The sequence below is a fragment of the Streptomyces sp. NPDC002623 genome (assembly GCF_053592635.1).
The window spans coordinates 1-25,992 of sequence record NZ_JBSFWB010000034.1; the positions used below are offsets into that span (position 1 = coordinate 1).

The following is a 25,992-nucleotide window of genomic DNA, read 5'->3' on the forward strand; positions in this document are numbered from 1 at the left end:
CAGAGCCATCTCCCCCCAGCGGAGGTCGTCCCTCTCGAAGGCCATGCCGCGCATCAGGGTGAGGTAGGGGCCGATGGGCTCGCCGCCGGCGACGTACTCGTCCTCCGTGCGCCCGTTCAGCAGGCGCTGCTGCAGGCGCGTGTAGCGGGCCAGCTTGGCCGTGGCCCACTCCATGCGCTCGGCGATCGCCGAGCGCACGGCCTCGATGTCGCCGACGTCGACGCTCTGTACCTTGACCATCAGCTCGTCCCTGATGGCCGTCGGCCTGCCCGGCGGTTCGGCGGTGTAGGCCCACACCGCCTCCAGTCCGGCCTCGGTGAGGGAGAACAGCCGCTTGTTGGGGCGGCGCTCCTGTTCCACGACGCGGGCCGTGATGAGCCCGTCGGCCTCCATGCGTTCCAGTTCCCGGTAGAGCTGCTGGGGGGTGGCCATCCAGAAGTTGGCGACATAGGCGTCGAACCCCTTCGCGAGGTCGTACCCGGACGCCTCGCCCTGCAGGAGAGCGGCCATCACCGCGTTGCGTAGAGCCATGGCTCCAACCTAGCACCAGGTTGAATAGTCAAAAAAGTGACTAGGGTATGGACTTCTCGCGCCCCCGCTCCTAATGTGCGATGCACCTATTCAACTCGTTGACTATGAAAGTTGATCTCGTGCATCTCGTGCATCCCTTCCGCAAGGCCGTCGAAGCAGGCGACAAGGAAGCCGTCGCCGCCCTGTTGGCCGAGAACGTCGTCTTCACCAGCCCCGTGGCCTTCAAGCCGTACCCGGGCAAGGCGATCACCGCCGCGATCCTGAACGCCGTGTCGGAGGTCTTCGAGGACTTCACCTACATCCGGGAGATCGCCAACCCGGACGGCCGTGACCACGCCTTCGTCTTCACCGCCACCGTGAACGGCAAGCAGCTCACGGGCTGCGACTTCCTCCACTTCGACGAGGACGGAAAGATCGACGACTTCATGGTCATGGTCCGCCCGCTCTCGGGCGCGAACGCGCTGGCCGCCGCGATGGGCGCCAAGTTCGACGAGATCGCGCGCGAGGCGGGCGGCCATGAGTGACTTCGACGCCGTGCCCACGGGCGTACGGGACGATCTCGCCGGTCGGCTGAAAGGTGTTGGGCCCCGCTCGATCCTCTCGGCCCGAGTTCATCCGCCGTTGACCGCGTCGGGGTGTTCGGCGATGTAGTCCCGCACGACCGACAGGAAGCTGGGGTCGGGCTCCAGACCGAGTGCGGCGGCGCGACTGCTGTCGAGGACGGCGGGCCACGAGCCCACGATGGCCTCGACGGCAGGGTCGGGCGTGATGGTCACCAGGTCGGCGACGGCATCGTCGGCCACCTGCCGCAGCGTGGCGAGCATCTCGGCGACCGAGACCGTGAGCGCAGGCAGATTGACCGGGGCCGGGCCTACCAGCCGCCCGGGGCCGACGCCGCGCTCGGCCTCCGCGATGCGCAGGATCCCCTGCACGGTCCGGCGCGGTGAGGCCAGGGCCACCCGCAGGTCGGGCCGCACCGGGCAGACCGCCGGGAGTCCCGCGAGCGGCTCCCGAACGATGCCGGACAGGAAGCCGGAGGCGGCCGCGTTCGGCCGGCCAGGACGCACGACGACGGTCATCAGGCGGGCGACGCGTCCGTCGAGAAAGCCGCGCCGCGTGCAGTCCGCGATCATCTGCTCGCAGATGAGCTTCTGTGTTCCGTAGCTCGACCGCGGTACGGGAAGGGACGACTCACTGACCACCGCGGGCAGGCCCAGCTCCGGGGCCGAGCCGTACACCGCGAGGCTGCTGGCGAACAGCACCTCCGCCGTCGGCCCTCCGGCGGCCGACTGCGCCCGGGCAGCGTCGAGCAGGGCGCGGGTGGTGTCCACATTGGCGCGCATGCCGAGGTCGAAGTCGGCCTCGCACTCGGCCGACACCGCGGCGGCAAGGTGGAAGAGCAGATGAACCGGCTCCGCGAACACGTCGTCGAGGCGGTCGATCAGCTCGCCGTGCACGAGGTCCACGAGCGGGTTCGTCGCCACCACGGAGTCGGGCTCCACGACGCGGTCGACGAGCACCAGTCGGGTGATCGGTGTGCCACGAAACGTCGGCGTCCGCAGCAGCGCGCCGGTGAGCCGACGGCCCAGGAAGCCGAACGCGCCCGTGATCACGACCCTCACGTCATTCTCTCCTCGCCCGACGGTCGGGCCCCTGGTCCGACAGCGACGGCGAACTACCCACGCTGACACATCCGTCAAACGCCCAGCCGACCGACACCACGTCGCGGACGGTGAGGGGGTACCCCCGCCGGTCCCTCCGCACGAGTCAGTCGATCACGGCGGCCCGCCAGGTCTCGTCGTCGGCGTTCAGGAGCGCCTCGACGAGGGCGGGTTCGGGCAGCGGGCCGTGGTCGGCGGCGACCCTCAGGGCCGAGGCCGCGGTGAGATGGCCCAACCGCAGGGCGCGGTCCACGGGCAGCGTGCGCAGCAGACCGCTGAGGAAACCGGCGGCGAACGCGTCGCCGGCGCCGACCGGTTCGGCCACGCGCACGGTCAGGGCGGGCACGCTGTGGGCGGCGGTCCCCACGAAGGCGGTGGCGGCGCGGTCCCCGTCCTTCACGACGAGGACGCGCGGGCCGGACAGCAGGTCGCGGACCCGCTCGGCGTCGGTGATCCGGTCCCCCCACAGGGCCTGGGCCTCGTCGAGGCCGACGAGGACGATGTCGGCGCGGTCCGCGAGCGCCCGCAGCAGGTCGGCGGCAGAGCGGCCGGCCCACAGGGCGGGGCGGTGGTTGACGTCGAAGCTGACGGGCCAGGGGCGGTCGGGGCGCAGCGCGTGTTCGACGAGGGCACGGCAGCCGGGCGACAGGGCGGGGGTGATGCCGCTGAGGTGGACGAGCGCGGCACCCGCCACCGCCGGGTCGTCGAGCACCTCGGGGTTGAGGGCCGAGGCGGCGGATCCGGCGCGGTGGTAGCGGACGCGGGTGCCGTGCGCGCCCGGGTCCTTGAGCAGCAGCCCGGTGGGCCGCTCCGGGTCGATGCGGACGCCGCTGACGTCGACGCCGCCCGCGGCGATCCGGGCGCGGACACGGCGGCCGAAGGGATCGTCGCCGACCGCGGAGACCCAGCGCGCGGGGATGCCGTGGTCGGCGAGGTAGAGGGCGACGTTCGACTCGGCGCCCGCGATGTCGACGCGCAGCAGGTCGGCGTCCTCCAACGGCCCCAGGGGGTCGGGGGCGAGGGCGGCCATCGTCTCGCCGACGCAGACCACGGGGCCGGGGCGCAGTGGCCGGTGGGTGCTCATGATGGGCTTCCTAGGGTGTGTCGGCGCGGTACGGGGCGGCCGGTGCGCCGGGGACGTCCACCCGGACGGCGAAGACGGCGCCGTCGAGGGGTCCTGGGGCGGCCAGGCCGATGTGCGCGCTGGTGACGAGGAGCGTACGGCCGTCGGGGCCGCCGAGGCAGACTCCCGCGGGCTGCCCGACGGGCAGGTCGACGATCCGGTCGAGGCCCCCGTCGGGGCGGTAGCGGTGGACCTCCCCGGCACCCCAGACGGCGGTCCACAGGCCGCCCTCGATGTCGGTGGTCATACCGTCGGGGCTGCCGGAGCCGAGGGTGACGAAGGTTTCGGGGGTGCCCAGGTCGCCGCTCACGGGGTCGACCGGGTAGCGGCGGATGACACCGCGGGCGCTGTCGGCGAAGTACATGACGGTGCCGTCGGCGCTGAAGGCCGGGCCGTTGGGGATCGTGACGTCCCGCAGGACGCGGGTGACGCGGCCGTCGCGGTCCAGGCGGTAGACGGAGCCCGCGTCCTCGGTGGCTCCGTACGCCATGCTGCCCGCCCAGAAGCGGCCGTGCGGGTCGGCGATGCCGTCGTTCATCCGCATCGGCACGGGCGCGTCGTCCTCGGGGCGCGCGATCCAGTCGACGCGTCCCGCGGGGTCGATACGGCAGATGCCGGTGCCCGCCGCCGCGACCCAGTGACCGGGTCGCCCCTCCACCGGCGCCACGGCGCCCAGCGGGCAGGGGAGTCGGGCGATCGGGGCGAGCGGCGCGTCGGGTCCGTCGGGCAGGGCGAGCAGCCGGCCGGTGAGGATGTCGGTCAGCACGGTGCGGCCGTCCGTCCAGCGGATGCCCTCGCCCAGTTCGAGGCGGTCGCTCCCCAGGACCACGGGACTGGTCACGGCCGGTCCTGCGCGCGGACGACGTCCAGGAAGGCGCGGGCGCGCTCGCGCAGGGCGGTGAGGTCGCCGCCCTCGGCGGCGTCGCCGATCAGGGGCGATCCGACGCCGACGGCCGTGGCTCCCGCGCGCAGGTAGTCGGCGGCCGCCGCCGCGTCCACCCCGCCGACGGGCACGAACGGCAGGTCCGGGAAGGGGCCGCGCAGGTCCCGCAGATAGCCGGGGCCCCCGGCGCTGCCCGCCGGGAAGAGCTTGAGGGCGTCGGCGCCGAGCCGCAGCGCCTGGAGGACGTCGGTGGGCGTCAGCACTCCGACGAGTACGGGGAGTCCGAGTTCCCGCCCGGCGGCGATGCCGTCACTGACCCCGGGGGAGACGAGGAAGGCGGCCCCGGCCTGCTGGGCGGCCCGGGCGTCGTCGGGGCCGAGCACGGTTCCGGCGCCGAGCATCGCGTCGGGGCCGAGCGCGGCGCGGGCCTTCGCGATGACGTCGAGCGCGCCCCGCCCGGAGAGGGAGACCTCGATGAGGGGGACGCCCTCCTCGGCGAGGGTGAGCACGGTGGCCAGCGCGGCGCCCGGGTCGCTGCCGCGGACGATGGCGAGCAGTCGGTGGGCGCGCAGCTCGGCGAGCAGATTCATCGACATCCCTTCCGGTGATGGGGGTTCAGGTCTTCTGTGGGTTCAGGCGCGGCGGGTCGCGGTGACGGTGAGCCGCCAGGCGACCTCGCCGGTCGAGGGCACGACGGCGGTGTCGCCGTCGCCGGCCGCGGCGCGGTCGAAGACGCGGCCGAGCATCGGCTCGACGCCGACCGAGCGGTAGGGCGCGCCCTCGGGGAAGCCGCCGAGGTTGCGCCAGAGGGCGACCGCGACCGGTTGCCCGGCGGCCTCGACGGACAGGTGCAGCGTGTCCGCGCCGTCGTGCACGGACACCCGGGAGGTGAGGACGACCGCCCCGACGGCGCTCCCGTCGTCCGGCCCGAGCCGGTCCAGCGGTATCCCGTCGACGTCGGGCCAGGCGCCGGCGACCCAGCGGTCGCCCTCGTCCGGGTAGAGCCGGGTCGCCGCCGGTCCGACGACGCCGATCCGGGCGGCGGGGGAGAGGTCCAGCAGGGCGTGGGCGGCCCACACGAAGCGGTAGCCCGGCTCGGCGGCGAGCGTGTAGTCGGCGACGACCGCGTCCGCCCGCTCGGCGATGCGCCGGGTCAGACGGAAGTCGGGGCACCGCGCGACGGCCTCCTCCCCGGCCCTGCGCCAGGGCCGCGACCAGGCGTCCCCGTGGTCGGGCAGCCCGCGCACGGTGGGCACGCACTCCTCCAGCCCGCCGGCGTCGGCGAAGGGGTCACCGGGCCGGACCACGGGGCGGCGGGGCTCGTCGCGGTGCCACAGCCACTCGCGGCCGCCCGCGGTCAGCGACGTCCAGCGTCCGCCGTGCTCCGGGTCGGTGGTGACGTGGACGGGCAGCCGCGTGACGCTCACCATTCGGCGAAGGAGCCGTCGGCGTGCCGCCAGACGGGGTTGCGCCAGGCATGGCCGGACCGGTCGGCGGCGCGGACCGCGTCCTCGTCCACGGCGATGCCCAGTCCGGACAGCGCCGTGCGGTGCGCCTGGCCGTCCACGAAGCGGAAGGGCTCGGTGTCCACCAGGTAGGACAACAGGTCGGCGTCCTTGTTGTAGTGGATGCCCCGGCTCTGCTCCTGGATCAGGAAGTTGGGCGTGGCGAAGGCGACCTGGAGGCTGGCGGCCAGCGCGATGGGACCGAGCGGGCAGTGCGGCGCCAGGTGGGCCCCGAAGGTCTCGGCGAGCGAGGCGATCCGGGTCACCTCCGAGATCCCGCCGGCGTGCGACAGGTCCGGCTGGGCCACGGCGACGCCCGCGGTCAGCGCCGGGAGGAAGTCGGCGCGCCCGTAGAGCCGTTCGCCGGTGGCCACCGGCACCGACGAGGCGGCGACCAGCCCGGGCAGCAGATGCGCCTGCTCGGGCAGCACGGGTTCCTCGACGAACAGCGGGTGCAGCGGGGCTATCTCGTGAAGCACGCGCCGCGCGTTGGCGGCGCTGAAGCGGCCGTGGAAGTCGACGGCGACGTCCCGGTGCGGGCCCAGGGCCGCGCGGGCGGCCGCCACGCGCTCGACGACGGCAGCCGTCTCGGCGGGGCTGCCGATCGGCGGGGTGCGCCCGGCGGCGTTCATCTTGACGGCGGTGAAGCCGGCCTCCACCTGGGCGGTGACCTCGTCCGTGAGCCGCTCGGGTTCGTCGCCGCCGACCCAGGCGTACACCCGGACGGTGTCGCGGACCGGGCCGCCGAGCAGCGTGTGCACCGGCACCCCGAGGGCGCGGCCCGCGATGTCCCACAGGGCCTGGTCGAGGCCGGCGACGGCGCTGGAGAGGACCGGGCCGCCGCGGTAGAAGCCGCCCTTGCTCAGCACCTGCCAGTGGTCCTGGATGCGCAACGGATCCTGGCCGATCAGGTACTCCGCCAGCACCTCGACGGCCGACCGGACCACCTCGGCCCGGCCCTCCACCACCGGCTCGCCCCAGCCGACGACGCCGTCGTCGGTCTCGATGCGGCAGAACAGCCAGCGGGGCGGGACGAGGAAGGTCTCGACGCGCACGATCTTCACTGTGACTGGCCGTCCTTCTGTTCGGTGGAGCCGTTCGCACCCTGGGGCCCGGACGGGACGCTGAGCTTGTCGAGGTCGCGCGTGGCCTGGTCGAGCAGGGCGCGCATGGCGTGTTCGGCGGCGTCCGGGTCCCGGTCGCGCACGGCGTCCAGGACGGCTCGGTGGCTGGGGACCGGGTCCTCGCTGTGGGGGGCGCTGTGCACGAGCCGGTCGCGCTGGGCCAGGCCCGACTCGATGACCATTTCCATGCGCTCCAGCAGCTCGTTGTGGGTGGCGGCGAGCAGCGCCCGGTGGAAGGCGAGGTCGGCCTCGACGGCGTCGCTCGCGCCGCCCTCCTGGCCCATCGCGGTCAGCGCCGCCTCCAGTGCCGCGAGGTCGGCGTCGGTGCGCCGGGCCGCGGCCAGCCGTACGGCGGCGGGCTCGATGATGCCGCGGACCTCGCCGAGGTTGCGGAGCAGCGCGGGGTCGGCGCCGGTGGCGGTGCTCTCGGAGAACTGCCAGCGCAGCACGTCGGCGTCGAGCAGGTTCCAGTCGGAGCGGGGCCGGACGAAGGTGCCGCGCTTCTGCCGGGCGTCGACCATGCCCTTGGCCGCGAGGACCTTGAGCGATTCGCGCAGGGCCGTCAGGCTGACGTCCAGCTCGCTCTGCAGGGCCGCCATGTCGAGCGTCGCCCCCTCGGGGATCTCGCCGCTGAGCACCCGGCGGGCGAGGGTCTCCACGGTCTGGCCGTGCACCCCGCGGCGTGCGTATGGCGTCATGTGTGTTGCCTTTCTTGCTGGTCGGTCGATGGCTGGAGCGGTCGGCTCCGTCAGGCGGAGTCCTTGGCGACGCTCCAGCCGCCGTCCACGAGCAGGCTGGATCCGGTGATGTAGGAGGCTTCGTCGGCGGAGAGGAAGGCGACGGCGGCGGCGACCTCCTCGGGGGTGCCGAAGCGGCGCGCCGCGGTTCCGGCGGCGCTGAGCTCGCGGTCGGCCGGTGGGACCCGGTCCCAGGCGGCGGTCAGGATCGGTCCCGGCAGTACGGCGTTGACGCGGACCTCGGGGCCGTACTCGACGGCGAGCTGGCCGCACAGCGACAGCAGAGCGCCCTTGCTCGCCGCGTACGCCGGATGGCCGGGGATCCCCCGGCGGGCGTGGACGGAGGAGACGAGCACCACGGCCCCCCGGTGCTCGCGCAGGTCGGGCAGTGTCGCTCTGACGCCCAGGAAGGCGCCGGTGAGGTTGACCGAGAGCTGCCGTTCCCAGGAGGCGAGGCTGGTCTCGTGGGCCGGTGCGACCGCCACCGTGTAGGCGTTGCTGACCAGGACGCCCACGGGCCCGAAGGTGTGGGCGGCGGCGATCACCCGCTGCCAGTCGTCCTCGCTCGCGACGTCGGCGGCGACGAAGAGGGCCCGGGACCCGTCCTTGCGTAGCCGTTCGGCGGTCTCCGCACCGCGTCCGGCGGCGATGTCGACCAGGACGACGGCCGCGCCCTCCGCGGCGAGGCGTGCCGCGGTGGCCGCGCCGATGCCCGACGCGGCGCCGGTGACGACGGCGACACGGTTGGTGAAGCGGGCGGCTGCGTTCATCGGGGGGATCGTCTCCTGTTCGAGAGGGGAGGTGGGGTGCAGATGTTCGAGAGTCGAGTGGGATGCAGATTCTTCCGCTGTCGTCACTGCCGGGCCAGGACGGTCAGCTCCGCGTCGTGTCCGGCGGTCCAGGTGAACGGCAGCCCCGAGTGGAGCAGGTACGCGCCGCTGTAGCGGGTGCCGGTGGCGGTGTCGGTGTAGACGGCGTCCGGCGGCAGGCCGCGCAGCCGCAGCCGGGCGGCCCGGCCGGGCACCAGCGGCGCGCCGTCGAGCGTGCCGGTGTTCCAGGCCGTCACCACCAGGCGGGCGCCACGGTGTGCTCCGCCGTGCCCCGGCTCCTCGTACTGGATGCCGCAGGTCGGGTCGGCGGGGCTGCCCAGCAGGCTGACCTCGCCGTGGTGGACGATGCCGCGGATCTCCTTGTAGCGGGCGATCCACTCGGCGGCCTCGGCACGCTGCCGCGGAGTCCAGTTGCGGATGTCGGCGCCGATGCCCAGGACTCCGGCGATGGAGCTGACGAACCGGAAGGCGAGGGAGCGGGGGCGCGGGTCGAAGACGCCGGGGGCGTCGGTGACCCAGGAGCTCATCGTGTGCGGGGCGTGCGCGTGGAGATAGCCGTACTGGATGCGCAGCCGGTCCATGGGCGCGGTGTTGTCGCTGGGCCACACCACGTCGGTGCGGGCGAGCGTGGCGTGCTCCACGCGGGCGCCGCCGCCGGCGCAGCCCTCGACGGTGACGTGCGGGTGGGCGGTGCGCAGATGGTCCAGGACGCGCAGGTAGCCGGCGACATGGTCGGCGTCGAGGTCCTGGTACTCGGGGTCGGGACCGGCCGGATGGCCGGGGCGGCCGCGCTCGGTGGGCGGTCGGTTCATGTCCCACTTGAGGTAGCCGACGGCATACGAGCCGAGCAGCCGGTCGAGGGTGGCGACGACGAACTCCTGGACGTCCTCGCGGCCGAGGTCGAGCAGCAGCTGGTTGCGTATCAGCGTCGCGGGTCGGCCTTCGATCCGGTACACCCACTCGGGGTGCTCGGCGTAGAGCCTGGAGCGGGGGCTGATGCCCTCGGGCTCCACCCACAGGCCGAAGTCCATGCCGAGGGCGCGGACGTCCGCCACGAACCGGTCGAACCCGCCGGGGAACCCGTCCGGGTCCGGATCCCAGTCGCCGAGGCCGGCGGTGTCGTCGGAGCGTCCGGTGAACCAGCCGTCGTCGACGACGAAGAGTTCGGCGCCCAGTTCCGCGGCCGCCTTGGCGAGCTCCAGCTGCCCGGCGGCGTCGACGTCGAAGCCGGTCGCCTCCCACGAGTTGTAGAGGACCTTGCGCGGCCGGTCGATGCGCTCGCCGGCGAGGCGGCGTTCGTAGCGGTGCCAGACGCGGGCCAGCCCGTCGAGCCCGTCCGGGCTGAAGGCACAGGCCAGCCGGGGCGTGACGAGGGTGGCGCCGGGGGAGAGGCGGACCGCGCCCTCGTGGGGCACCCGGCCGGCGCGCACCCGCACGGAGCCGCTGGGCTCGGCGTCGGCGGTGATCCGCCAGTTGCCCGACCACTCCAGGGCGATGCCGTAAGTGGGGGTCGCGCCCTCGGCGGGGTCGGCGGCGTCCTGGACGGCGAGCCAGGGGTGGTAGGCGTGTCCGGCCGAGCCCTGGGTGCTCTCCATCTCGAAGCGCCCGCGCTCCAGCTCCAGGTGCTTCAACTGGAACTCCTGCGACCACTGTCCGGCCAGATACGTCAGCCGCGCGCCGCCCTGGACGGGCACGTTGACGGCGGCGGAGTCGAAGCGCTCCAGGCGCACCTCCTGCGCACCGGTGCAGGTGAGCTCCGTCCAGCGCAGCACGACGTCGGTGCCGGGCGCCGTCTCGTAGCACAGCGTGGTGCGCAGGCCGAGCAGATCGTCGGCGAACTCCAGGCGCAGCGCCCGGTCGCCGTCCTGCGTGGCGCCGGTGAAGCGCCACCAGCTGCCGCGGTCGCCGCCGGGGCGGGAGGCGATCAGGTCCGCGCCGGCGAACGGCCGCAGCCCGTACGGGATGTACTCCGCCGGGGCGGCGTCGGCGGGGACGATGAAGTGGGTGCGCCGCGACCGGTCCAGGGGCGACGGCCCGTCCTCGACGCCGTACGGCCCCCAGACGGCGAGTTCGGCCCAGCGGCCGTCGCCGCCGAGGGTGACGGCGTAGGTGGTGGTGTCGGTGCGCAGCAGCCACCGGTCGTGCGGGGTCACTTGACGGCTCCGAGGTTCAGTCCGGCCACGAAGTAGCGCTGGAAGCGGAGGAAGACGGCCACCGTCGGGGCGGCGGCGATCACCGAGCCGGCCGCGATCACGTTCCACATGGACACGTACTGGCCCTGCAGCCCGAGGAGGGAGGCGGTGACGGGCATCCGGGTGTCGGTGCGCAGCACCGTGATGGCCCACAGCAGGTCGTTGAAGATCCAGGTGAACGACAGCGCGGTCAGCGCGGCCAGCGCCGGGCGGGCCAGCGGCAGGATGATCCGCCGGTAGATCTGCCACGGGTTCGCGCCGTCGATGACGGCGGCCTGCTGGATCTCGCCGGGGATCGCCCGCATGAAGCCGTGCAGGACGAACACGTAGAAGCCGACGCCGAAGCCGACCTGCACGCCGATCAGGGCGTACAACCGGTCGTAGATGCCCAGCACTTCGCTGAGCTTGGAGACCGGGATCAGCAGGATCTGCGGGGGCAGCAGGTTGCCGCCGAGCATGACCAGCAGCAGGACGCGCCGGAAGGGCAGGTCGTAGCGGCTGAGCGCGAACGCCGCCATGGAGGCGAGGCCGAGCGAGAGCAGCACGGTGGGGACGGTGACCAGCATGCTGTTGACGAGGGCGTGCTGCTGGCCGCCGTCCACCCACGCCTGGCGGAAGCTGTCGAAGGTGAACGAGTGCGGCCGACTGCCCACGCCGTGCGCGGCGATGTCGTCGAACGTCCGGGTGCTGGTGACCAGCACGAGGACGATCGGCAGCAGCCACAGCGCGGACAGCAGGCCCGCGGTGAGGTGGAAGCCGGTGGTGCGCAGGGCGCGGCCGCTCACGGCGGGGCGGCGGGGCGCCGCGACCTTGCCGAGGCCGGCCCGGCCCGGCGGGCCCTCGGCGTCCTTGACGGGTGCGGTCGCGTCGGTGGCGGTCATCAGTCGGCCTCCCGGAAGGCGCGCACGAGATAGCTCGCGATGACGCCGAACGCCAGCACGAAGATGACGACGGCGAGCGCGGAGCCGTATCCCAGCCGCAGGGACTGGAACGCGGTGGAGTACATGTAGGTGCTCAGCAGTTCGGAGGAGTGGTACGGGCCGCCGCGGGTGAGCGCCCACACCACGTCGAACGAGCGCAGCGAGTCGATGACGATCACCGACAGGACGACCGCGTTGACGCTGCGCAGCTGCGGCAGGGTGATGTGCCGGAACTGCTGCAGGCGGGTGGCGCCGTCGACCTTCGCCGCCTCGTACAGCACGGGGTCGATGCCCTTGAGGCCGGCCAGGTACAGCACCATCACATAGCCGACCTGGCGCCACAGCGCGGGCACGATGACCGCGTAGAGGGCGGTGTCCTGGTCGGCGAGCCAGGCGTGCTTCCAGCCGCCGAGGCCGATGCCCTCCAGCACATTGTTGATCAGGCCGTCCGGCTGGTACATGGCCTGCCACACCAGCGCGGTCGCGACCAGGGAGAAGACGACCGGCAGGAAGAGCGCCGCCCGGTAGAACGCGATGCCGCGCCGCTCCTGCTGGAGCAGCAGCGCGGCGCCGAGCCCGAGGGCGGCGGAGAGCCCGCCGAAGAGCAGCAGCCACAGCACCGTGTCGATCGCGGCGGTGCGGAAGACCGCGTCGTGCAGCATCTCGCTGTAGTTGCCGAGGCCGACGAACTCAGGGGCCCCCAGGCCGTCCCAGGAGGTCAGGGAGAGATAGAAGCCCTGGAGGGCCGGCCAGAAGACCCAGAACGCCTCGGCGAGCAGCGGGACGAGGACGAAGGCCAGGACCACCGCGGGCACCCGGGTGGCCCTGGACCTTCGGGTGGAGCTGATCAGCGCCATGTTCACTGGCTCCAGATCTTCTGGGCGCTGCGCTGCCACGTGGTGAGGATGGAGCCGATCTCCTTGGGCTTGGCCAGGTAGTGCACGAGCGCGGTGTCGGCGGTCGGCTGGAGGGCGTCGCTGGAGTCCCGGTTGAAGAACTGCGTCAGATCGACGGCGCTCTCGATGAGTTTGCGCCCCTTGAGGACCAGCGGGGTGCCGGCGTCCTTGGCGTCGGGGTGCGTGGGCAGCGTGGTGCCGGAGCCGCTCTTGAGGTAGAGCTCCTGCGACTCGGCGGTGGCCAGGTAGCGCAGCAGTTCCTTGACGCCGTCGGCGCGCTTGGTGCGGGCGCTGGCGAAGAAGCCGTCGGTGGGCGCCTCCTCGGCGACCGGCACCTTCGGGTCGATGATGGGGAACTGGAAGAAGTCCAGGTCGCCCAGGGCGTCCTTGGGGGCGGCGTCGGCGAAGAAGGTGCCGATGAGCATCATGCCGGTACGGCCCTGGAGGAGGGCGGTGGTGGCGTCCTGGAAGGGGATGGCCGTGCCGTCGGGGTCGAAGTACGGGCGGGCCTCGTCCCACTTGTCGAAGACCTTGCGGACCTCGGGGTCGTCGAAGCGGTGCTTGCCCGCGAGGAGTTCGCGGTGGTACGCGGCGCCGTTGACGCGGATGTCGAGGTAGTCGAACCAGGCGGAGGCGACCCACGGGGTGTCGCCGCCGGCGCCGAGGCCGATCGGGGCGACGCCTTTGCTCTTGAGCTTGTCGCACAGGTCGAGGAACTCGTCCCAGGTCCTGGGCTCCTTGACGCCCCACTTGGCGAAGTTCGACTTCCGGTAGAACATGCCCCACCAGTAGTAACTGGTGGGCACGAAGACCTTCTTGCCGCCGGAGGCCGAGGTGCACAGCTTCTTCAGCGCGTCGGAGTAGCCGGCGAGCTCGGGCTTCTCCCATATGTCGTCGAGGTCGAGGAGCAGGTCCTTCTTGGCGTACGACTCGGCGACGGAGCCGGGGTACCAGCTGTAGACGTCCGGCGGGTTGGCCGAGGTGAGGTAGGTCGGCAGCTGGGTGCGGAAGGTCTCCGACGCGACGGTGTTGAGCTGTGCCTCGGCGCCGCCGCGCTTGTCGAAGGCGGCGACGATCGCCTGCATCGCGGTCTTGGCCTGCGGGGAGGAGAGGTTGGACTGCAGGGTCACCGGGCCGCCGGACTTTCCTCCGGAGGCGGACGGGCTCTGGGTGACGCAGCCGCTGAGCAGCGCGCCGGCGCCGACTGCGCCTGTTCCTACGAGGAATCTGCGGCGGGTGGCGTTGAAGGCGGTCATCTGTGCACTCCCTATGTGCCCACGGAACGGAGCTGAGGCCAGGTTAATTACTAATTTATATCTTCAGTGCTGTGCGGAGCTCAGAGCTCGGTCTGGTGGACGCGGCCGTCCACCCCGCGGAAGGCGGCCAGCACGCCGCCGTCCGGTCCGGCGACGCCGCCGAGAGCGCCGTCGAAGGCGCCGCTGACGAAGTCGTCGTTCTTGCTCCAGCCCGCCCAGCCGCCGGACGCACTCCAACTGCGCGTCCAGAGCGTGTAGTCACCGGCGCGGGCGTACAGGTGCACCGTGCCGCCGGAGGCCACCAGGGTCGGGCTGCCGCTGATCGTGCCGCCGAGGGCCGTCCAGTCGGACCAGGTGCCGGACGTGTCCCGGATCCGCGACCACACCGAGTCCTCGGAGGTGCGCACGGCCACGTGCAGCCGCCCGGCGTCGTCGACGACGGCCGACGGGCGTCCATAGAACGGACGGTCCTGCGGCGCGCCCAGCGAGGTCCAGTCGGCCGCCGGGCCGCGGGACCACAGCCTGCCGTCCGCGCCGCGGGCGAACAGCGTCCAGTCGTCCGGTCCCGCGAAGGCCGCGGTCGGCGCGTCCGTCAGCGTCCCGCCGAGGCTCTGCCAGCGGCCCCAGCGTCCGTTCGCGTACACCCGCCGGTAGGCGGTGTCGTCGGCGCCGCGCACGAAGACGTCGATCCGTCCGCCGGCCGAGGCGTACGCCGCGGGCTGGCCCAGGATGCGGCCCTGCGTCGGACCGCCCAGATCCGTGGTCCGGGACGTGGACCAGTCACCGCCGCGCGCGGTCTGCGCGCGCAGCGCGCCGTCCGTGCCGCGGGTGAAGACGGTCAGGTCGTCGCCGTCGCGCACCAGCGCCGGGCTCGCCGAGGAGCGGCCGGGCAGCTGCGCGCCCGGGGCGTCGTCGGCGCCGGTCAGCTTGAGGAAGGCGGTCCCGTGTGCGGGGACGCGCACCGTGTACGAGCCGGTGAAGGTGCCGCGCGAGGTGCGGGCCCGCAGATCGCGCACCCCGACCCTGCCCGTCAGGCCCGCGTCGGCGAAGGTCACCGTGCGGTCCTGCGCCTGGTCGGAGCGGTTGAGCAGGACGACCGCCCGCTTGCCGGTCCCCGTCAGCACCTTGCTGTAGACGTCGCCGACGGAGTCGGTCGCCACGCGGGCGCCCTGGATGCCCAGCGGGTCCTGGTCGACGGCGAGCATCTCGGGGTTGCGCAGGGTGTCGATCATCGACTGCGGCAGCGTGCGCGGGTCGCTGCCGAGGACCAGCGGCGAGGCCATCTCGGCCCACATCACGAACTGCGTGATGGACTCCTCCTCGGTCAGCTCATAGCCGCCCTCGGCGAGCTTGCGCATCGGGATGAGGTAGTCCGGGTCGTTCCAGTGCCCTGGGCCCTGGGCCTCGGGGTGCCAGGCATTGGCGTCCATGCTGCGCAGGATGTTGGGCCACTGACCCGCCGTCGGGGTGCCCCAGGCCAGGTCGGTGCCGGTGCGCCAGGAGTCGGCGGTGGTGGGCCCGTAGACGTAGGCGTTGTGCGCGTCCTGCTCGGGGGTGTGCGGCATGCCCCAGTCGTCGGTGAGCGGGTTGCACAGGTTGAGCAGCATCTTCCGCCCGGACTTGGCGACGGCGTCGCTGAACCCCTTGAAGGCCGGGCCCGGGTCGAGCCCGGCGCCGATGCCGCAGAGGAAGTCCACCTTGATGGCGTCGACCTTCCAGTCGGCGAACTGGCGGGCGTCCTGCTCGTAGTGGCCGCGGCTGCCCAGGCCGCACCATTTGCCGCCGTCGTACTCGCCCGCGTCGGTGTAGATGCCGGTCTTGAGACCGCGCTGGTGAAGGTAGGTCACCAGCGCGGGGATGCCGGAGGGGAAGCGGGTGGGGTGGGCCACGAGCCGGCCCGTCTCCGGGTCGCGCGGCTGGTCCGCCTGCCAACCGCCGTCCAGCCAGACGATGTCGTAGCCGCTGTCGCGCAGCCCGCTGCTGACGAGGTGGTCGGCGACCTTCCTGACCTGGTCCTCCGTCGGGGCGCCCAGCCCGTAGTAGGTGTTCCAGCCCATGTACGGCGTGGGGGCCAGGCCGCTGTCGTAGTACTGCGGCGCGCCCTGGTCGTCCCCGGCGTGTGCCGTCGGAACGGCCGACCCGACCAGCACCACGGCGCCGAGCGCCGCCGCCGTCTGTCGCAGTCGTGCCGTCCCCGCACGATGTGAAGCCACTGAAGTCTCCCGAGAGTTGAGGTGCTCTGGGCACGCTGCTCCGGTCGTGCCGGGCGCCGGTGCCACGGCGGAAACTGTGCCCAGGCCCCTCAAGGCTGTCAATATTAATTGCTAATTAACTTAAAAACGCGATCGGGCGGTGACGTAGACACCGCTGGGCCCCGCACGGAGTCGTGCGAGGCCCAGCGGAGTCGTGCGGGTCAGGGACAGCTGAGGCGGGTGTCGCCCGCGTCCGTCGTGCAGGTGTCCGTGTTGAGGCCGCCGTTGGCGGTGTCGTTGCCGGACACGTTGTCGACGGTGTTGAGGTTGTCGGTCCCGGAGTTGCCGATCAGATTGTCGTTGCCGGGGCCGGCGGTGAGGGTGTCGTTGCCGGATCCGCCGTCGATGCGGTCGTTGCCGTACGCGCCGTGGACGGTGTCGTTGCCGTTGCCCGCGTTGACGGTGTCGTCGCCGCCGAGGGCGCAGATCACGTCGTTGCCGAAGGTGCCGGTGATGGTGTCGTTGCCGCTGGTGCCGACGCGGGTGCAGCCGCGTGCGTTGTTGACCGTGGTGGTCGTCGTCGCGGTGTTGTCGGCGGTGTTCGGGTCGGTCTGGGTGGCCGTGACCGTGGCCCGGTCGGTGAGGGTGCCGGTGGCCCGTGGTTCGGCGGCGACCGTCACCGTGGCAATGGCTCCGGGGGAGAGGGTGCCGAGGGAGCAGCTCGCGGTGGTGGCGGTGGTGGTGCAGGTGCCCGCGCCGGTGGTCGCCGAGACGACCGAGACGGCGACGCCGCTGAGTGTGTCGGTCAGGGAGACGTTGGTGGCGGAGGTCGTGGTGCTGTTGTTGGTGACCTGCACGGTGTAGGTGGGCCGGTCACCGATGCTGACCGTGGTGGGACCGGACTTCGTCACCGACAGGTCCACGCCGGCAGGCGGCGGAGGGGCGCCGCCGCCCTCGAAGCGGGCCAGGGCGAAGTCGTTGTCCGCTCCGCCCCCGCCGGCGGCGACGATCTTCCCGTCCGCCTGGAGGGCCACGCCGCGGGCCGCGTCGCTGCCGCCGAAGTCCGCGGTCGCGAGACCGCCGGCGCCGAAGCCGGTGTCCTGGCTGCCGTCGGGGTTGTAGCGCCGGACGGCGAAATCGCCGCCGGGTCCGTTGCTTCCGGCGACGACGATCCGGCCGTCACCGGGCTGGAGCGCCACGTCCGTTGCTCCGCCGCCGGCGGTGAGCACCCTGCCATTGCCGTCGAAGCTTGTGTCCAGGGCGCCGTTGGGCAGGTAGCGGGCCAGGGCGAACCTGGTGCCGCGACGCCGGTCGAACATGTGGGGTGAACATGTCCGACAGCCTTCCGCTGTCCGCACCACACCGACGGCCAGCACGAGTGGCGTTGCACTCGCCGGACGCACGAATCCATCCGAGTGGGCGAGCGCGGTCGACACGGCTGCGGCAGTGCAAGTGGCGGTAGAAGCGGAAGCGGCGCATGCCGTGTCCGTGGGGGCACTCGTCGGCGGGTCGGACGGGCTAACCGCACCATGCCAACGGGTGGCGCGCGCAGGGCGACGCGAGTGGCGCGGGGGGATCCAGGGAGTACTGGACAGACACCCCCCACCGCTCCGGGAGCCACTCGTGAAGACCGCCGCCGCGCCCTCGCCCGCCGTACCGTCCACGCCCAAGCCCGTACTCCCGCTCAAGGTCGACGTGAGCGAAGTGCTGAGCCAGGACGTGGTGATGGCGGCCGGCATCCACGTGGACGAGTCGAGCCCGGCCCCGCTCGCGGTCTTCCGCAATCCGTACACCAAGGCGGAGGAGGTGCTCGTGGTGAGTGAGGCGGGGAGCAGCGGCACGGCTCTGCTGCATGTGTTCCCCGACCCCGCGTCCTCGACGGGCTGGCAGGCGGTGAAGCTCTTCGACTCGCACTCACCGACCGAAGTGGTCGTCATCACGGGGAAGAACCGGGAGGGCGAGTCCTTCGTCGAGTGCTTCTTCCTCAGCCGGGGCAGCGGCTACCGCTCTGTGCTGCACTCCGACGGGACGTGGTCCGGACCGCTCGCCGTGCACAGCCCCGGGGAGGGGGACCAGCTCCGCGGTCTGAAGGTCTCCCACGCCGTCGGTCAAGGCGGCCTGTACCCCCTCGTGTACGCGGGCAGGGCGTCGGGCTCGGGATGGGCTCTGTACCCTGCTCCGCACTCCGTGTGGACGCGCCTCGACGAGAACGCACGCATGACCCGCGTGGGCAGTGACCACTGGATCTCGGCCTCGGTCGTGAACGGAAAGCTGATGACCAACCACGGCGCCGTCGGCGGCATCGGCAGCGAGTGGGACGTGGAGGTGCCGGACTACCCACCGGTGAAACGCGTGGTGGCCGCCTTCGGCGACTACCGGCAGGCCACGTTTTTGATCCTGCACGCGGATGACACCCTGCACCTGTGGATCTGCGGGCAGCAGGGCCGGTCCTTGGGGATGTGCCACGTCGGCGACATGACGTTCCGCACCGCTGTCGCGCACCTGTGCGAGACCCCGCAGCCCAGTCAGATCCGCTGGGACGTCTACGGCATCGACGAGGGGGACGTCCTCTGGTCGATGCGCCAGGACCCCGTCCAGCCCGTCGGCGGTGACGGAGCACCGCGCTGGCTCCCGCCGACACCCCTCGACAAGGGCATCGCAGGCGTTGCGGCCTCGGTCGAGCCCGTCGCCGCCCCGACGCTCTTCTCATACGTCAAGGGCCGGAAGGGCCTCCGTATGGAGACCCAGGACCTGCACACCAGCATGTGGAGTGAGCACGACGTCCGCGCTCCGCAGGCACAGGCGTACGAGGTCACCCACTACCGCGTCGAAGCCGCAGTCACGGACGCCACCGGTGCGCCCCTGGCGAACTACCCGGTGACGCTGAAGCCGGCGGAACACGCCTCCGCGTGCACGGTGACGCACCAGAACCGGGTGATCAAGATCCCCCGTCAGGGTGTCGACCTCCTGACCGACGCCTGTGGCAAGGTCACCTTCGGGGTCGCGCCGAACGGGCTCGGCGCCTCCCTGCTGGAACTGAGCTCGGCAGATCTGGCGAAGCCGGTACCCATCCAGCCCGGCCACGCCGTCCACACCTATCTCTCGGGCCACGGGACGCTGCGCCAGACGGACCCGGGCGGCGCGCTGCCGACGTTCGACAAGCACGGCAACACGTTGAAAGACGCGAAGGGCCGCGACAACGCCCGTCTGGCGCCGCTTGCCGACAAGAACCCGACGCTCGCCTCGACCGCCGCCCAGGCGATCCAGCGCACCGCACTCGTCGGCATGGGCAAGAAGCTGCCCGAGAACGCGGTCGGCGTGCGGTTCAGCCTGGAGTCGACCGCTTCCGGGGCGCAGGCAGCCGACGGCGTGCCCTACCAGTGCGTTCTGCTGCACAACCAGGAGGAGTTGGACCTGGCCGTCGCGGAGGTCGACCGTGAGGAAGAGGGGGCGGAGTACGGCTGGTTCAGCGACAGGTGGAACGACTGCAAGCACGTGTACAACGAGGCCGTCAGCGGTGCCAAGCACCTGGCGGACGAGACCCGGCACAAGCTCAGGCAACTCGGCGGCGACCTGCTGCGGGCGGCCAAGAACGGTCTGATCGCGATCCACGAGGGGGTCCTCAAGGGACTCCACGAGGTCTCCACCATCGCGATCAAGATCGGCAAGGCGATCGTCAAGGGCATCAAGATCGCGCTCCACGGTCTGGAGCAGGCCGCGCACTTCGTGGTCAACGTCTTCCACCAGATCGAGGCGTTCGTCGAGAAGGTCATCGCATGGCTCAAGGCGCTGTTCGACCTCAAGTCCATCTGGAACACCAAGCGCGCGCTGGAAGAAGCCATGCGCAAAGCGCCGCAGGCGATTGCCAAGGCCACTGAATCGGGGCGGCAGAGGGCGACGACATGGCTCCAGGACGAGAAAGGCAACGTACTCAAGAGCTTTGAAACGGTGAGCCGGCAGTTCTCCGGCAAGAAGATCTCCGAGCTGTCCACGGCGCCCAAGGGCTCGTCGATCGGGAAGGTGCCGCAGAGCGACTTCACCGCCAACGTGCACCACAACTGGCTGATGGACAAGCTCCAGTCCGCCGGCCTGCCGGCCCTGCTGTCGGAGCTGTCGCTGCCGCAGCCCCTGGAGCCCGACGGCGCGGAGAAACTCATGCAGGAGGTCGCGCGGCGGATGTCCACCGCGGGGCAGGAGCTGGAGAAGGGCGTCAAGGAGCTGGCCCCGGCCGTGCTCGACACGTTCCGCTCGTCGGGCGGAGTCTCCGGCGCGGAACTGGCGGCGATCCTCGACGGCACGAAGAACATCGTCGGAGCCGCCTTCGACACCGGAACCGCCATCGTCGATCTGGGCGCCTCGCTCATCGAGTCGGGTATGCGGGGCTTCGGCGCACTGCTCGACGCCGAGATCGACAACGCCGTCATCAAAGAGCTGTTCCGTTGGCTGGCCGGCCTGTCCGGGAACCCGGACGACGACAAGCCGACCTACGCCGGGGTGATCGCCCTCGCGGCCGCGGTACCGGTCACCCTCATCTACAAGTTGGCCGAGGGCGTCGACGAGCAGCCGTTCCCGCACGGCAGGCTCCCCGGGCAGAGCACCTTCGGCACCCCGCAGTACCGCGCCTGCACCATGGCCGCGGGAATCCTCACCGCGGTCCAGGTGATCCCGATGTGCGTCATCGACTACAAGGGGGACGATGCCCCTCAGTGGCTGTCGCTCCTCAACACGCTGTGGACCGGAGTCTCGGCCATGCTGACCTTCCAAGGGGTCGCCCTGTCGGAGATCGACACCTGGTCCAACGAGCTCAAGGCTGCGATGGGCGGTGTGATCGTCTTCGCCGCCTACGCGGCGTTCCTCTTCTTCGCCCAGCTGAAAGAGGGCTGGGGCGTGCTGAAGCCATGGATGCCCCTCGTCATGACCGTCATCGGGGTGGCCTGTCTGGGCAACGTCGTCCGCCTGGTCGCGCAGCAGACGATCGACGGCCTCCACACGGTGGCCCAGTCCTTGCTGACCTTCCCGAACCTGTTCGCCTTCCTCAACTACGACGCAATTCGCAAGGGTCCGGAAGAGCCCGTCATCGCCGCGGTCCGCATGGCGATCGACATCGGCGGCAACGTGCCTGGCGGCATCATCATCGCCGCGAGGGCTTAGCGGTGGCGTGCGTGCGTGCGTGCGTGCGGGCGTGCGGGCGTGCGTGCGTGCGGGCGTGCGTGCGTGCGGGCGTGACGTGGGGTTGGGCCGGGGCCGGTCAGCTTGTGTGGCCGTGCCCTACTCCGGTCCGGTGCCCGTGTCTCCGTGGCTTCCCGGGGTTTCCGGGGCTTCTGCGGTGACCAGGCCGGAGATGCCCAGGCCCGGTGCGTCGGGCAGCACGATCTCCGCGCCCCGGTACCGCATGCCGCCGACGACGGCGGGACGGCGGAGCCACCACACCGCGTCGAGGTCGCTCACCGTCGTGGTCCCGTAGGCGGCCACCAGGCTGGCCGCGGCGCCGGTGCCGATCTCGCTCTCCAGCATGCAGCCGACGATGGTGCCCATGCCCTGGGCCCGCGCCAGTTCGAGGAGGGTACGGGCGGCGCTGAGTCCGCCGCTCTTCGCCAGCTTGACGTTGACCAGGTCCGCCGCGCGGCGGCGGATCACCTCGACCAGGTCGCGCACGTCGAAGACGGACTCGTCCGCCATGATCGGGGTCTCGACGCGGTCGCTCACCCACGCCAGGCCCTCCACATCCCGGTAGGCAACCGGCTGTTCGACGAACTCCACCCCCGTTCCGGCGTCCTCCAGCGAGCGGATGACCCGTACCGCCTCGCGGGGCGTCCACCCCTGGTTGGCGTCGAGACGGATCCTCACCTCGGGACCGACCGCCTGGCGGACCGCCGTCACACGGTCGACGTCCATGGCCGCGTCCGTGCCGACCTTGACCTTCAGCACGTCGAAGCCCTCCGCGGCGCGGCTCTTCGCCGCCGTGGCCAGGCTGTCCACCGTGCCGACCGCAAGGCTCACATCGGTGGACACCACCAGCCGGGAGCCGCCGAGCAGCCGGACCAGCGGGACCCCGAGCCGGACCGCCGCGAGATCGTGGAGCGCGATGTCCACCGCCGCCTTGGCGGGCTCGTTGCCGACCACGGCACGGCTGACCCTGCGACAGTTCTCCACCAGGTCATCGGCATTGCGACCGATGAGCAGTGGAGCGAAGGCCTCGGTGACGCAGGCCTCGCTGGAGGCGAGCGAGGATCCGGTGACAGTCCACACCTCCGGCGCCTCACCGAAGCCGGAACGCCCGTCGCGGTCCACGATCTCGACGACGACGGTCGAGACATGGGTCAGGCGAGCCAGGGCTGTGACGAACGGCGTGTGGAGAGGAGCCACCAGACGGTGGACATGGACAGCGGCGATGGTCATCGATCGGCCTCGTTGCACTCAAGGGTTTCTGTCGGACGCGAAGGAAGCGGATACTCGGCCCCGGGCTGTCAGTCCGTGGTCGTGGTCGTGGCAGTGGCAGTGGCCGTGTCCGTGGCCCTTCGCGCGTACACCTCGATCTCGATCTTCATACGGGGATCGGACAGACCGCACATGAGCATGGTGGCCGCCGGCCGGACGTCGCCGAAGTATCGGCGCAGGACCGGCCAGCAGGGCTCGAAGTCGACGCGGTCGGGCAGGAGATACCGCACGCGCACGACGTCGGCGAAGGTGCACTTCGCCTCGGTCAGCGCGGCCTCGATGTTGCGCAGGCACTGCTCAGCCTGCTCCACCACGTCGTCGGAGATGGTCATGGTGGTGTAGTCGAAACCGGTTGTCCCCGATACATGCACCCAGTCACCGTCGACCACGGCACGGGCATAGCCGATCTGCTCCTCAAAGGTCGAGCCGCTGAGGATCGCATGTCGCTCTGTCATGCGCCGAACGCTAGGCGACCAGCAGAGATACGTCTAATACGGTCAGAAGCGTCATCTGATATCTCTAGGCGTATGGAGCGCCCTGAACTTCCCCTGCCCCAGTTGCACGCCTTCGTCGTGCTCGCAGAAGAACTTCACTTCGGCCGTGCGGCCACACGCCTCGGCATCGCGCAGCCCCCGCTGAGCCAGCAGATCCGCCGTCTGGAAGACAAGGTCGGCCACGAGCTGTTCAGTCGCGAACCGGGACGGACAGCCCTCACTTCGGCAGGCCGGGAACTGCTGCCCGCCGCCCGGCGGGCCCTCACCGACCTCGCGGACGGTCTGGCCGCAGCCCGGGCCGTCGGCAGCGGCCAAGTCGGCCGCCTGCGGATCGGTTTCGCCGCCTCCCTCGCCCTGACCGTCCTGCCCGGCCTGCTGCGCACGTTCCGGGAACGCTTCCCCGACGTGCATCTGGACATCCACGAAATGACCACCGCACCGCAGACCACCGCCCTGCGCGACAAGAGCCTCGACATCGGCCTGCTGCGCGAACCCCCTGCCGACGAAGCAGAGTTGAACTTCGAGACCGTACTGACCGAGCCCTTCGTGGCCGTCCTCCCGTCCGCACACCCTCTTGCGGCCCGACGGACCGTCCCCCTTGCCCGGTTGGCGAACTCGCCCTTCGTGCTGCTGCCGCGCGCGGTGGGCCCGCAGCTGCACGATCAGATCACCGGCCTTTGCACGGCCGCAGGCTTCACGCCCCGGGTGGTGCAGAGCGCGGTGGAATGGCAGACCGTCTGCGCCCTGGTGGAAGCCGGCCTGGGCGTGTCACTGGCTCCGGCGAGCATCCGACGCATCCGCCTCAAAGGCGTCGCCTTCCGCAGGATCGATGCCGGAACCGCCCGCACACGAGTGGCCGTCGCCTGGCGCAAGAACGACCGAAACCCCTTGGTCGCAGGCCTCTTGTCAACCATCAACGAAGATCCGCCGGGCAGGCCCTAGCGAGACGTGCCCTGCACGGGGAGTCGTTCGCGTTCGGCGCGGTCGAGGCCACGCCAGGCGAGCAGTGGGCCCGGGTCGACTCAGCCACCGCTGCGTGCGGCAGCCGCGCCGCCTGCCGCCACACGGCGATGCCCCCGGCCGCGCCCGCCCGATCCCCGGTGTGCCGGTGGCGTGCGCTCAACAGCTCGGCCAGTGCAGACAGATGTCTGCCGTACACCGGGCTGCCGACCGGACCCGGCGACGGCGCTCCGCCCGGCCGTCGACGCGTTCGTCCGACAAATTCGCTACCCGGCGGTCGGAGCGCCGTGATACACAACCGCAGTGCAAAACATCTTGGAGTTCCCCGAGGTCCTGCGGCTGATCGAAGACCGCTCGGCCGCGTTCCGCGCTGCGATCGCGTCCGCCCCCGACCTTGACGTCCAGGTCCCGGCCTGCCCGGACTGGACGCTGCGCGAACTGGCGCAGCACCTCGGTGACGGCCGCCGCCGCCAGGCCGCCATCGTCGCGGCGGGCCCGGGCGCTGAGCCCCCGGCGAGGACGGACCCGAAGGGCGCCCCGACCGCGCCCCGCGACCGCGAAGCCCTGGACGCCTGGCTCGCCGAGTCGACCGAGCTCATGCTCGACGCGATGCGCGAGGCCGGCCCGGACCGCGGCTGCTGGACCTGGTGGGGCCGCTCGCAGGCCCCGGAGACCAGCGGAGCCGTGGCCCGGCACCAGATCCAGGAATTCGCCGTCCACACCTACGACGCCCAGCTCACCCAGGGCGCCGCACAGCCGCTGCCGACGGACGTCGCGGTCGAGGGCGTCGACGAGTTCCTGACGACCGTCTCGGCGACGACCGTCCCCTGGCCGTTCAAGCCGGCGACCATCGACCTGCACACGACCGAGGGCCGCTCCTGGCGCCTGACCCTCGACGCCGACGGCGTCCGCTGCGACGACCTCGCCGCCGACGCGGAGCCGGGCGACATGGCGATGCGAGGCGCAGCGAGCGAACTGGTCCTCTACTTCTACGAGCGCGTCCCGCTCGACGGCCTGGAGATCACCGGCGACACCGAGCCGATGGAGCAACTCGCAGACTGGGACCCGAACGCGTAGAACGCGCACTTGTCAGCGCCGGCAAGGGCTACAGCAACCATCGCTCAAGGCTGCTTCTTGACGTCCTTCACCGAGGTCGGGCCCAACTGCTTGGCGCTGGCGTACTCCGGCATCGTCATGGGCTTGTCGAACAGGAAGAACGACTGGTTCGTGCCGACCGTGAACTCCATGTACGCGTTCGTCGTGGCATCGAAGCCGTAGTAGGCGTTGCAGGTGGATCCCGTCGTGTACGTGCCGTCCATGCCGGGCTGCGAGAGGACCGCGATGCCGCTGTCGGAGTGCTCCACCTTCTCCGTCGGAGTGAGCATCTTGCAGCGCGGCACCGGCAGGCCCTTCATGATGAAGTACCCGTACTCGCCCTTGGCGTTCTGGATGTAGACGTACGAGAGTTTGCCCCGCTTCCCCCACGTCTCGACCCACTGGTTGATCGCTTCGCGGGTCGGCGAGTACTCCATGCGGCCCGCCGGCTGCTGGGCCACGAGGTGGTCGTAGTTGTCCTGCTTGGCCGCGTTCTCCTTGTCCTGGCTGGTGTCGCTCGTGCAGGACGTCAGGGCGAGGCCCACAACGAGCGCGACGACGGTGGCCAGGGCCATGCGTATGAGCTTCTTCATGCGGTGCTGCCCTCTTCCCGGGATGAGATGGGGATCAGTTGGTGCACGTCGTGCGCTCGGCGGCGGTGTCCAGCCGGTACGGCAGATCCTTGTCACGGAAGGGCGCGCGGTGCTCCTGGGCGGCCTTCGAGTTGTATTCGTTGACCGACTCGATCCGCGTGGCCTTCAGCGCGGTGATCGACTGGTCGATCTGCGCCGTGCGAGTCTCCGAAGCGGTCTTCCGCTCCTCCTGGAGCGCCTGGATCGTCCCTTCGGCGTTCTGCACGGCCTCGCACAGATCGAAGAACTGCTCGTACGTGGTCTGACGGAACTCTCCCGAGGCGACGGTGTTCTCGCGCTCGTCCACCTCACCGCGGAACGGGGCGGTGACCCACGCCGCACCGCCGAAGGCGAACACCCCGATCACGTACAACACCGCCAGACCGATGACTCCGGCGACGGCCCAAGCCCCTAACCGTGCCCCCTCGCGTACCTGCCCCATGGCCGTATCCCCCTTCGCAGGTGGTTCCGCGGCGTGGAACCACCCTCTGTGAAGGAGAGGACACGGCACCCGGTGAAACGG

Annotated in this window: 23 protein-coding genes; 4 read left to right on the top strand and 19 right to left on the bottom strand. The window is 71.4% G+C overall.

What is annotated here, in order from left to right; all coding sequences use genetic code 11:
• On the bottom strand, window positions 1–531 hold a 531-nt coding region (locus ACWD4O_RS39175), incomplete at its 3' end, for a PadR family transcriptional regulator (protein WP_451287661.1).
• 128 nt (window positions 532–659) lie between these two features.
• Between ACWD4O_RS39175 and ACWD4O_RS39180 the strand changes: the two genes are divergently transcribed.
• Window positions 660–1,055, top strand: a complete 396-nt coding sequence (locus ACWD4O_RS39180; RefSeq protein WP_451287796.1) for a nuclear transport factor 2 family protein — start codon at window positions 660–662, stop codon at window positions 1,053–1,055.
• A gap of 87 nt (window positions 1,056–1,142) precedes the next feature.
• Here ACWD4O_RS39180 and denD read toward each other — a convergent pair whose 3' ends face one another.
• The 14 genes from denD to ACWD4O_RS39250 form a co-directional block, all read right to left on the bottom strand.
• On the bottom strand, window positions 1,143–2,153 hold the full coding sequence (denD, locus tag ACWD4O_RS39185) for a D-erythronate dehydrogenase (protein WP_451287663.1): 1,011 nt from the start codon (window positions 2,151–2,153) through the stop codon (window positions 1,143–1,145).
• Window positions 2,154–2,298: 145 nt separating this feature from the next.
• A complete protein-coding gene (locus tag ACWD4O_RS39190; protein WP_451287664.1) occupies window positions 2,299–3,276 on the bottom strand; it encodes a sugar kinase in 978 nt (325 codons plus the stop codon).
• 10 nt (window positions 3,277–3,286) lie between these two features.
• Window positions 3,287–4,156 (bottom strand): SMP-30/gluconolactonase/LRE family protein, encoded by an 870-nt coding sequence (locus ACWD4O_RS39195; RefSeq protein ID WP_451287666.1) that lies wholly within the window; start codon window positions 4,154–4,156, stop codon window positions 3,287–3,289.
• Entirely contained in the window at window positions 4,153–4,788 is a 636-nt protein-coding gene (locus ACWD4O_RS39200) for a bifunctional 4-hydroxy-2-oxoglutarate aldolase/2-dehydro-3-deoxy-phosphogluconate aldolase (RefSeq protein ID WP_451287668.1), read from the bottom strand. Before ACWD4O_RS39200 ends, ACWD4O_RS39195 begins: the two co-directional genes overlap by 4 nt.
• A 42-nt stretch (window positions 4,789–4,830) precedes the next feature.
• Complete coding sequence (locus ACWD4O_RS39205) at window positions 4,831–5,628, bottom strand: hypothetical protein (RefSeq protein ID WP_451287670.1); 798 nt, start codon at window positions 5,626–5,628, stop codon at window positions 4,831–4,833.
• Window positions 5,622–6,767, bottom strand: a complete 1,146-nt coding sequence (gene dgoD, locus ACWD4O_RS39210) for a galactonate dehydratase (protein ID WP_451287672.1) — start codon at window positions 6,765–6,767, stop codon at window positions 5,622–5,624. Before dgoD ends, ACWD4O_RS39205 begins: the two co-directional genes overlap by 7 nt.
• Window positions 6,764–7,525, bottom strand: coding sequence for a FadR/GntR family transcriptional regulator (locus ACWD4O_RS39215; protein WP_451287674.1), 762 nt, complete (start codon window positions 7,523–7,525; stop codon window positions 6,764–6,766). The genes dgoD and ACWD4O_RS39215 overlap by 4 nt, the downstream gene beginning before the upstream one ends.
• A gap of 50 nt (window positions 7,526–7,575) precedes the next feature.
• A complete protein-coding gene (locus ACWD4O_RS39220; protein ID WP_451287676.1) occupies window positions 7,576–8,334 on the bottom strand; it encodes an SDR family NAD(P)-dependent oxidoreductase in 759 nt (252 codons plus the stop codon).
• An 83-nt stretch (window positions 8,335–8,417) separates the two neighbouring features.
• Window positions 8,418–10,547 carry an alpha-galactosidase gene (locus ACWD4O_RS39225; RefSeq protein WP_451287678.1) on the bottom strand — a complete coding sequence of 710 codons (2,130 nt, stop codon included), beginning with the start codon at window positions 10,545–10,547 and terminating at the stop codon, window positions 8,418–8,420.
• Window positions 10,544–11,467: a carbohydrate ABC transporter permease gene (locus tag ACWD4O_RS39230; protein ID WP_451287679.1), complete on the bottom strand. Its 924-nt coding sequence runs from the start codon at window positions 11,465–11,467 to the stop codon at window positions 10,544–10,546. Before ACWD4O_RS39230 ends, ACWD4O_RS39225 begins: the two co-directional genes overlap by 4 nt.
• Window positions 11,467–12,363 (bottom strand): carbohydrate ABC transporter permease, encoded by an 897-nt coding sequence (locus tag ACWD4O_RS39235; RefSeq protein ID WP_451287680.1) that lies wholly within the window; start codon window positions 12,361–12,363, stop codon window positions 11,467–11,469. Before ACWD4O_RS39235 ends, ACWD4O_RS39230 begins: the two co-directional genes overlap by 1 nt.
• A gap of 2 nt (window positions 12,364–12,365) precedes the next feature.
• Window positions 12,366–13,658: an ABC transporter substrate-binding protein gene (locus ACWD4O_RS39240; RefSeq protein ID WP_451287682.1), complete on the bottom strand. Its 1,293-nt coding sequence runs from the start codon at window positions 13,656–13,658 to the stop codon at window positions 12,366–12,368.
• A gap of 80 nt (window positions 13,659–13,738) precedes the next feature.
• Window positions 13,739–15,871, bottom strand: coding sequence for a glycoside hydrolase family 27 protein (locus ACWD4O_RS39245; protein WP_451287684.1), 2,133 nt, complete (start codon window positions 15,869–15,871; stop codon window positions 13,739–13,741).
• Window positions 15,872–16,071: 200 nt separating this feature from the next.
• Window positions 16,072–17,169: a hypothetical protein gene (locus ACWD4O_RS39250; protein WP_451287686.1), complete on the bottom strand. Its 1,098-nt coding sequence runs from the start codon at window positions 17,167–17,169 to the stop codon at window positions 16,072–16,074.
• A gap of 304 nt (window positions 17,170–17,473) precedes the next feature.
• On the opposite strand from ACWD4O_RS39250, the gene ACWD4O_RS39255 reads away from it, so the two are divergent.
• On the top strand, window positions 17,474–21,001 hold the full coding sequence (locus tag ACWD4O_RS39255; protein ID WP_451287687.1) for a hypothetical protein: 3,528 nt from the start codon (window positions 17,474–17,476) through the stop codon (window positions 20,999–21,001).
• A 117-nt stretch (window positions 21,002–21,118) separates the two neighbouring features.
• On the opposite strand, the gene ACWD4O_RS39260 is transcribed toward ACWD4O_RS39255, so the two are convergent.
• A complete protein-coding gene (locus ACWD4O_RS39260) occupies window positions 21,119–22,249 on the bottom strand; it encodes a mandelate racemase/muconate lactonizing enzyme family protein (RefSeq protein ID WP_451287689.1) in 1,131 nt (376 codons plus the stop codon).
• Between the two features lie 68 nt (window positions 22,250–22,317).
• Window positions 22,318–22,743: a RidA family protein gene (locus ACWD4O_RS39265; protein ID WP_451287691.1), complete on the bottom strand. Its 426-nt coding sequence runs from the start codon at window positions 22,741–22,743 to the stop codon at window positions 22,318–22,320.
• Between the two features lie 72 nt (window positions 22,744–22,815).
• On the opposite strand from ACWD4O_RS39265, the gene ACWD4O_RS39270 reads away from it, so the two are divergent.
• Together ACWD4O_RS39270 and ACWD4O_RS39275 are read left to right on the top strand one after the other, a co-directional pair.
• Entirely contained in the window at window positions 22,816–23,724 is a 909-nt protein-coding gene (locus ACWD4O_RS39270) for a LysR family transcriptional regulator (RefSeq protein ID WP_451287693.1), read from the top strand.
• 321 nt (window positions 23,725–24,045) lie between these two features.
• Window positions 24,046–24,819: a maleylpyruvate isomerase family mycothiol-dependent enzyme gene (locus tag ACWD4O_RS39275; protein ID WP_451287695.1), complete on the top strand. Its 774-nt coding sequence runs from the start codon at window positions 24,046–24,048 to the stop codon at window positions 24,817–24,819.
• Between the two features lie 44 nt (window positions 24,820–24,863).
• Here the strand turns inward: ACWD4O_RS39275 and ACWD4O_RS39280 are convergent, their stop codons facing one another.
• Both ACWD4O_RS39280 and ACWD4O_RS39285 read right to left on the bottom strand, forming a co-directional pair.
• A complete protein-coding gene (locus ACWD4O_RS39280) occupies window positions 24,864–25,430 on the bottom strand; it encodes a hypothetical protein (protein WP_451287696.1) in 567 nt (188 codons plus the stop codon).
• Between the two features lie 34 nt (window positions 25,431–25,464).
• Window positions 25,465–25,911 (bottom strand): hypothetical protein, encoded by a 447-nt coding sequence (locus tag ACWD4O_RS39285; protein WP_451287698.1) that lies wholly within the window; start codon window positions 25,909–25,911, stop codon window positions 25,465–25,467.
• Window positions 25,912–25,992 lie beyond the last annotated feature (81 nt).

What these genes read in the sequence shown, in the direction of transcription:
- ACWD4O_RS39220 (WP_451287676.1), bottom strand. Translation starts at nt 8,334, where the DNA reads ATGAACGCAGCCGCCCGCTTCACCAACCGTGTCGCCGTCGTCACCGGC.
- ACWD4O_RS39270 (WP_451287693.1), top strand. Translation starts at nt 22,816, where the DNA reads ATGGAGCGCCCTGAACTTCCCCTGCCCCAGTTGCACGCCTTCGTCGTG.
- ACWD4O_RS39280 (WP_451287696.1), bottom strand. Translation starts at nt 25,430, where the DNA reads ATGAAGAAGCTCATACGCATGGCCCTGGCCACCGTCGTCGCGCTCGTT.
- ACWD4O_RS39285 (WP_451287698.1), bottom strand. Translation starts at nt 25,911, where the DNA reads ATGGGGCAGGTACGCGAGGGGGCACGGTTAGGGGCTTGGGCCGTCGCC.
- ACWD4O_RS39260 (WP_451287689.1), bottom strand. Translation starts at nt 22,249, where the DNA reads ATGACCATCGCCGCTGTCCATGTCCACCGTCTGGTGGCTCCTCTCCAC.
- ACWD4O_RS39240 (WP_451287682.1), bottom strand. Translation starts at nt 13,658, where the DNA reads ATGACCGCCTTCAACGCCACCCGCCGCAGATTCCTCGTAGGAACAGGC.
- ACWD4O_RS39235 (WP_451287680.1), bottom strand. Translation starts at nt 12,363, where the DNA reads ATGGCGCTGATCAGCTCCACCCGAAGGTCCAGGGCCACCCGGGTGCCC.
- ACWD4O_RS39250 (WP_451287686.1), bottom strand. Translation starts at nt 17,169, where the DNA reads ATGTTCGACCGGCGTCGCGGCACCAGGTTCGCCCTGGCCCGCTACCTG.
- ACWD4O_RS39190 (WP_451287664.1), bottom strand. Translation starts at nt 3,276, where the DNA reads ATGAGCACCCACCGGCCACTGCGCCCCGGCCCCGTGGTCTGCGTCGGC.
- ACWD4O_RS39265 (WP_451287691.1), bottom strand. Translation starts at nt 22,743, where the DNA reads ATGACAGAGCGACATGCGATCCTCAGCGGCTCGACCTTTGAGGAGCAG.
- ACWD4O_RS39200 (WP_451287668.1), bottom strand. Translation starts at nt 4,788, where the DNA reads ATGAATCTGCTCGCCGAGCTGCGCGCCCACCGACTGCTCGCCATCGTC.
- ACWD4O_RS39205 (WP_451287670.1), bottom strand. Translation starts at nt 5,628, where the DNA reads ATGGTGAGCGTCACGCGGCTGCCCGTCCACGTCACCACCGACCCGGAG.
- ACWD4O_RS39230 (WP_451287679.1), bottom strand. Translation starts at nt 11,467, where the DNA reads ATGACCGCCACCGACGCGACCGCACCCGTCAAGGACGCCGAGGGCCCG.
- ACWD4O_RS39215 (WP_451287674.1), bottom strand. Translation starts at nt 7,525, where the DNA reads ATGACGCCATACGCACGCCGCGGGGTGCACGGCCAGACCGTGGAGACC.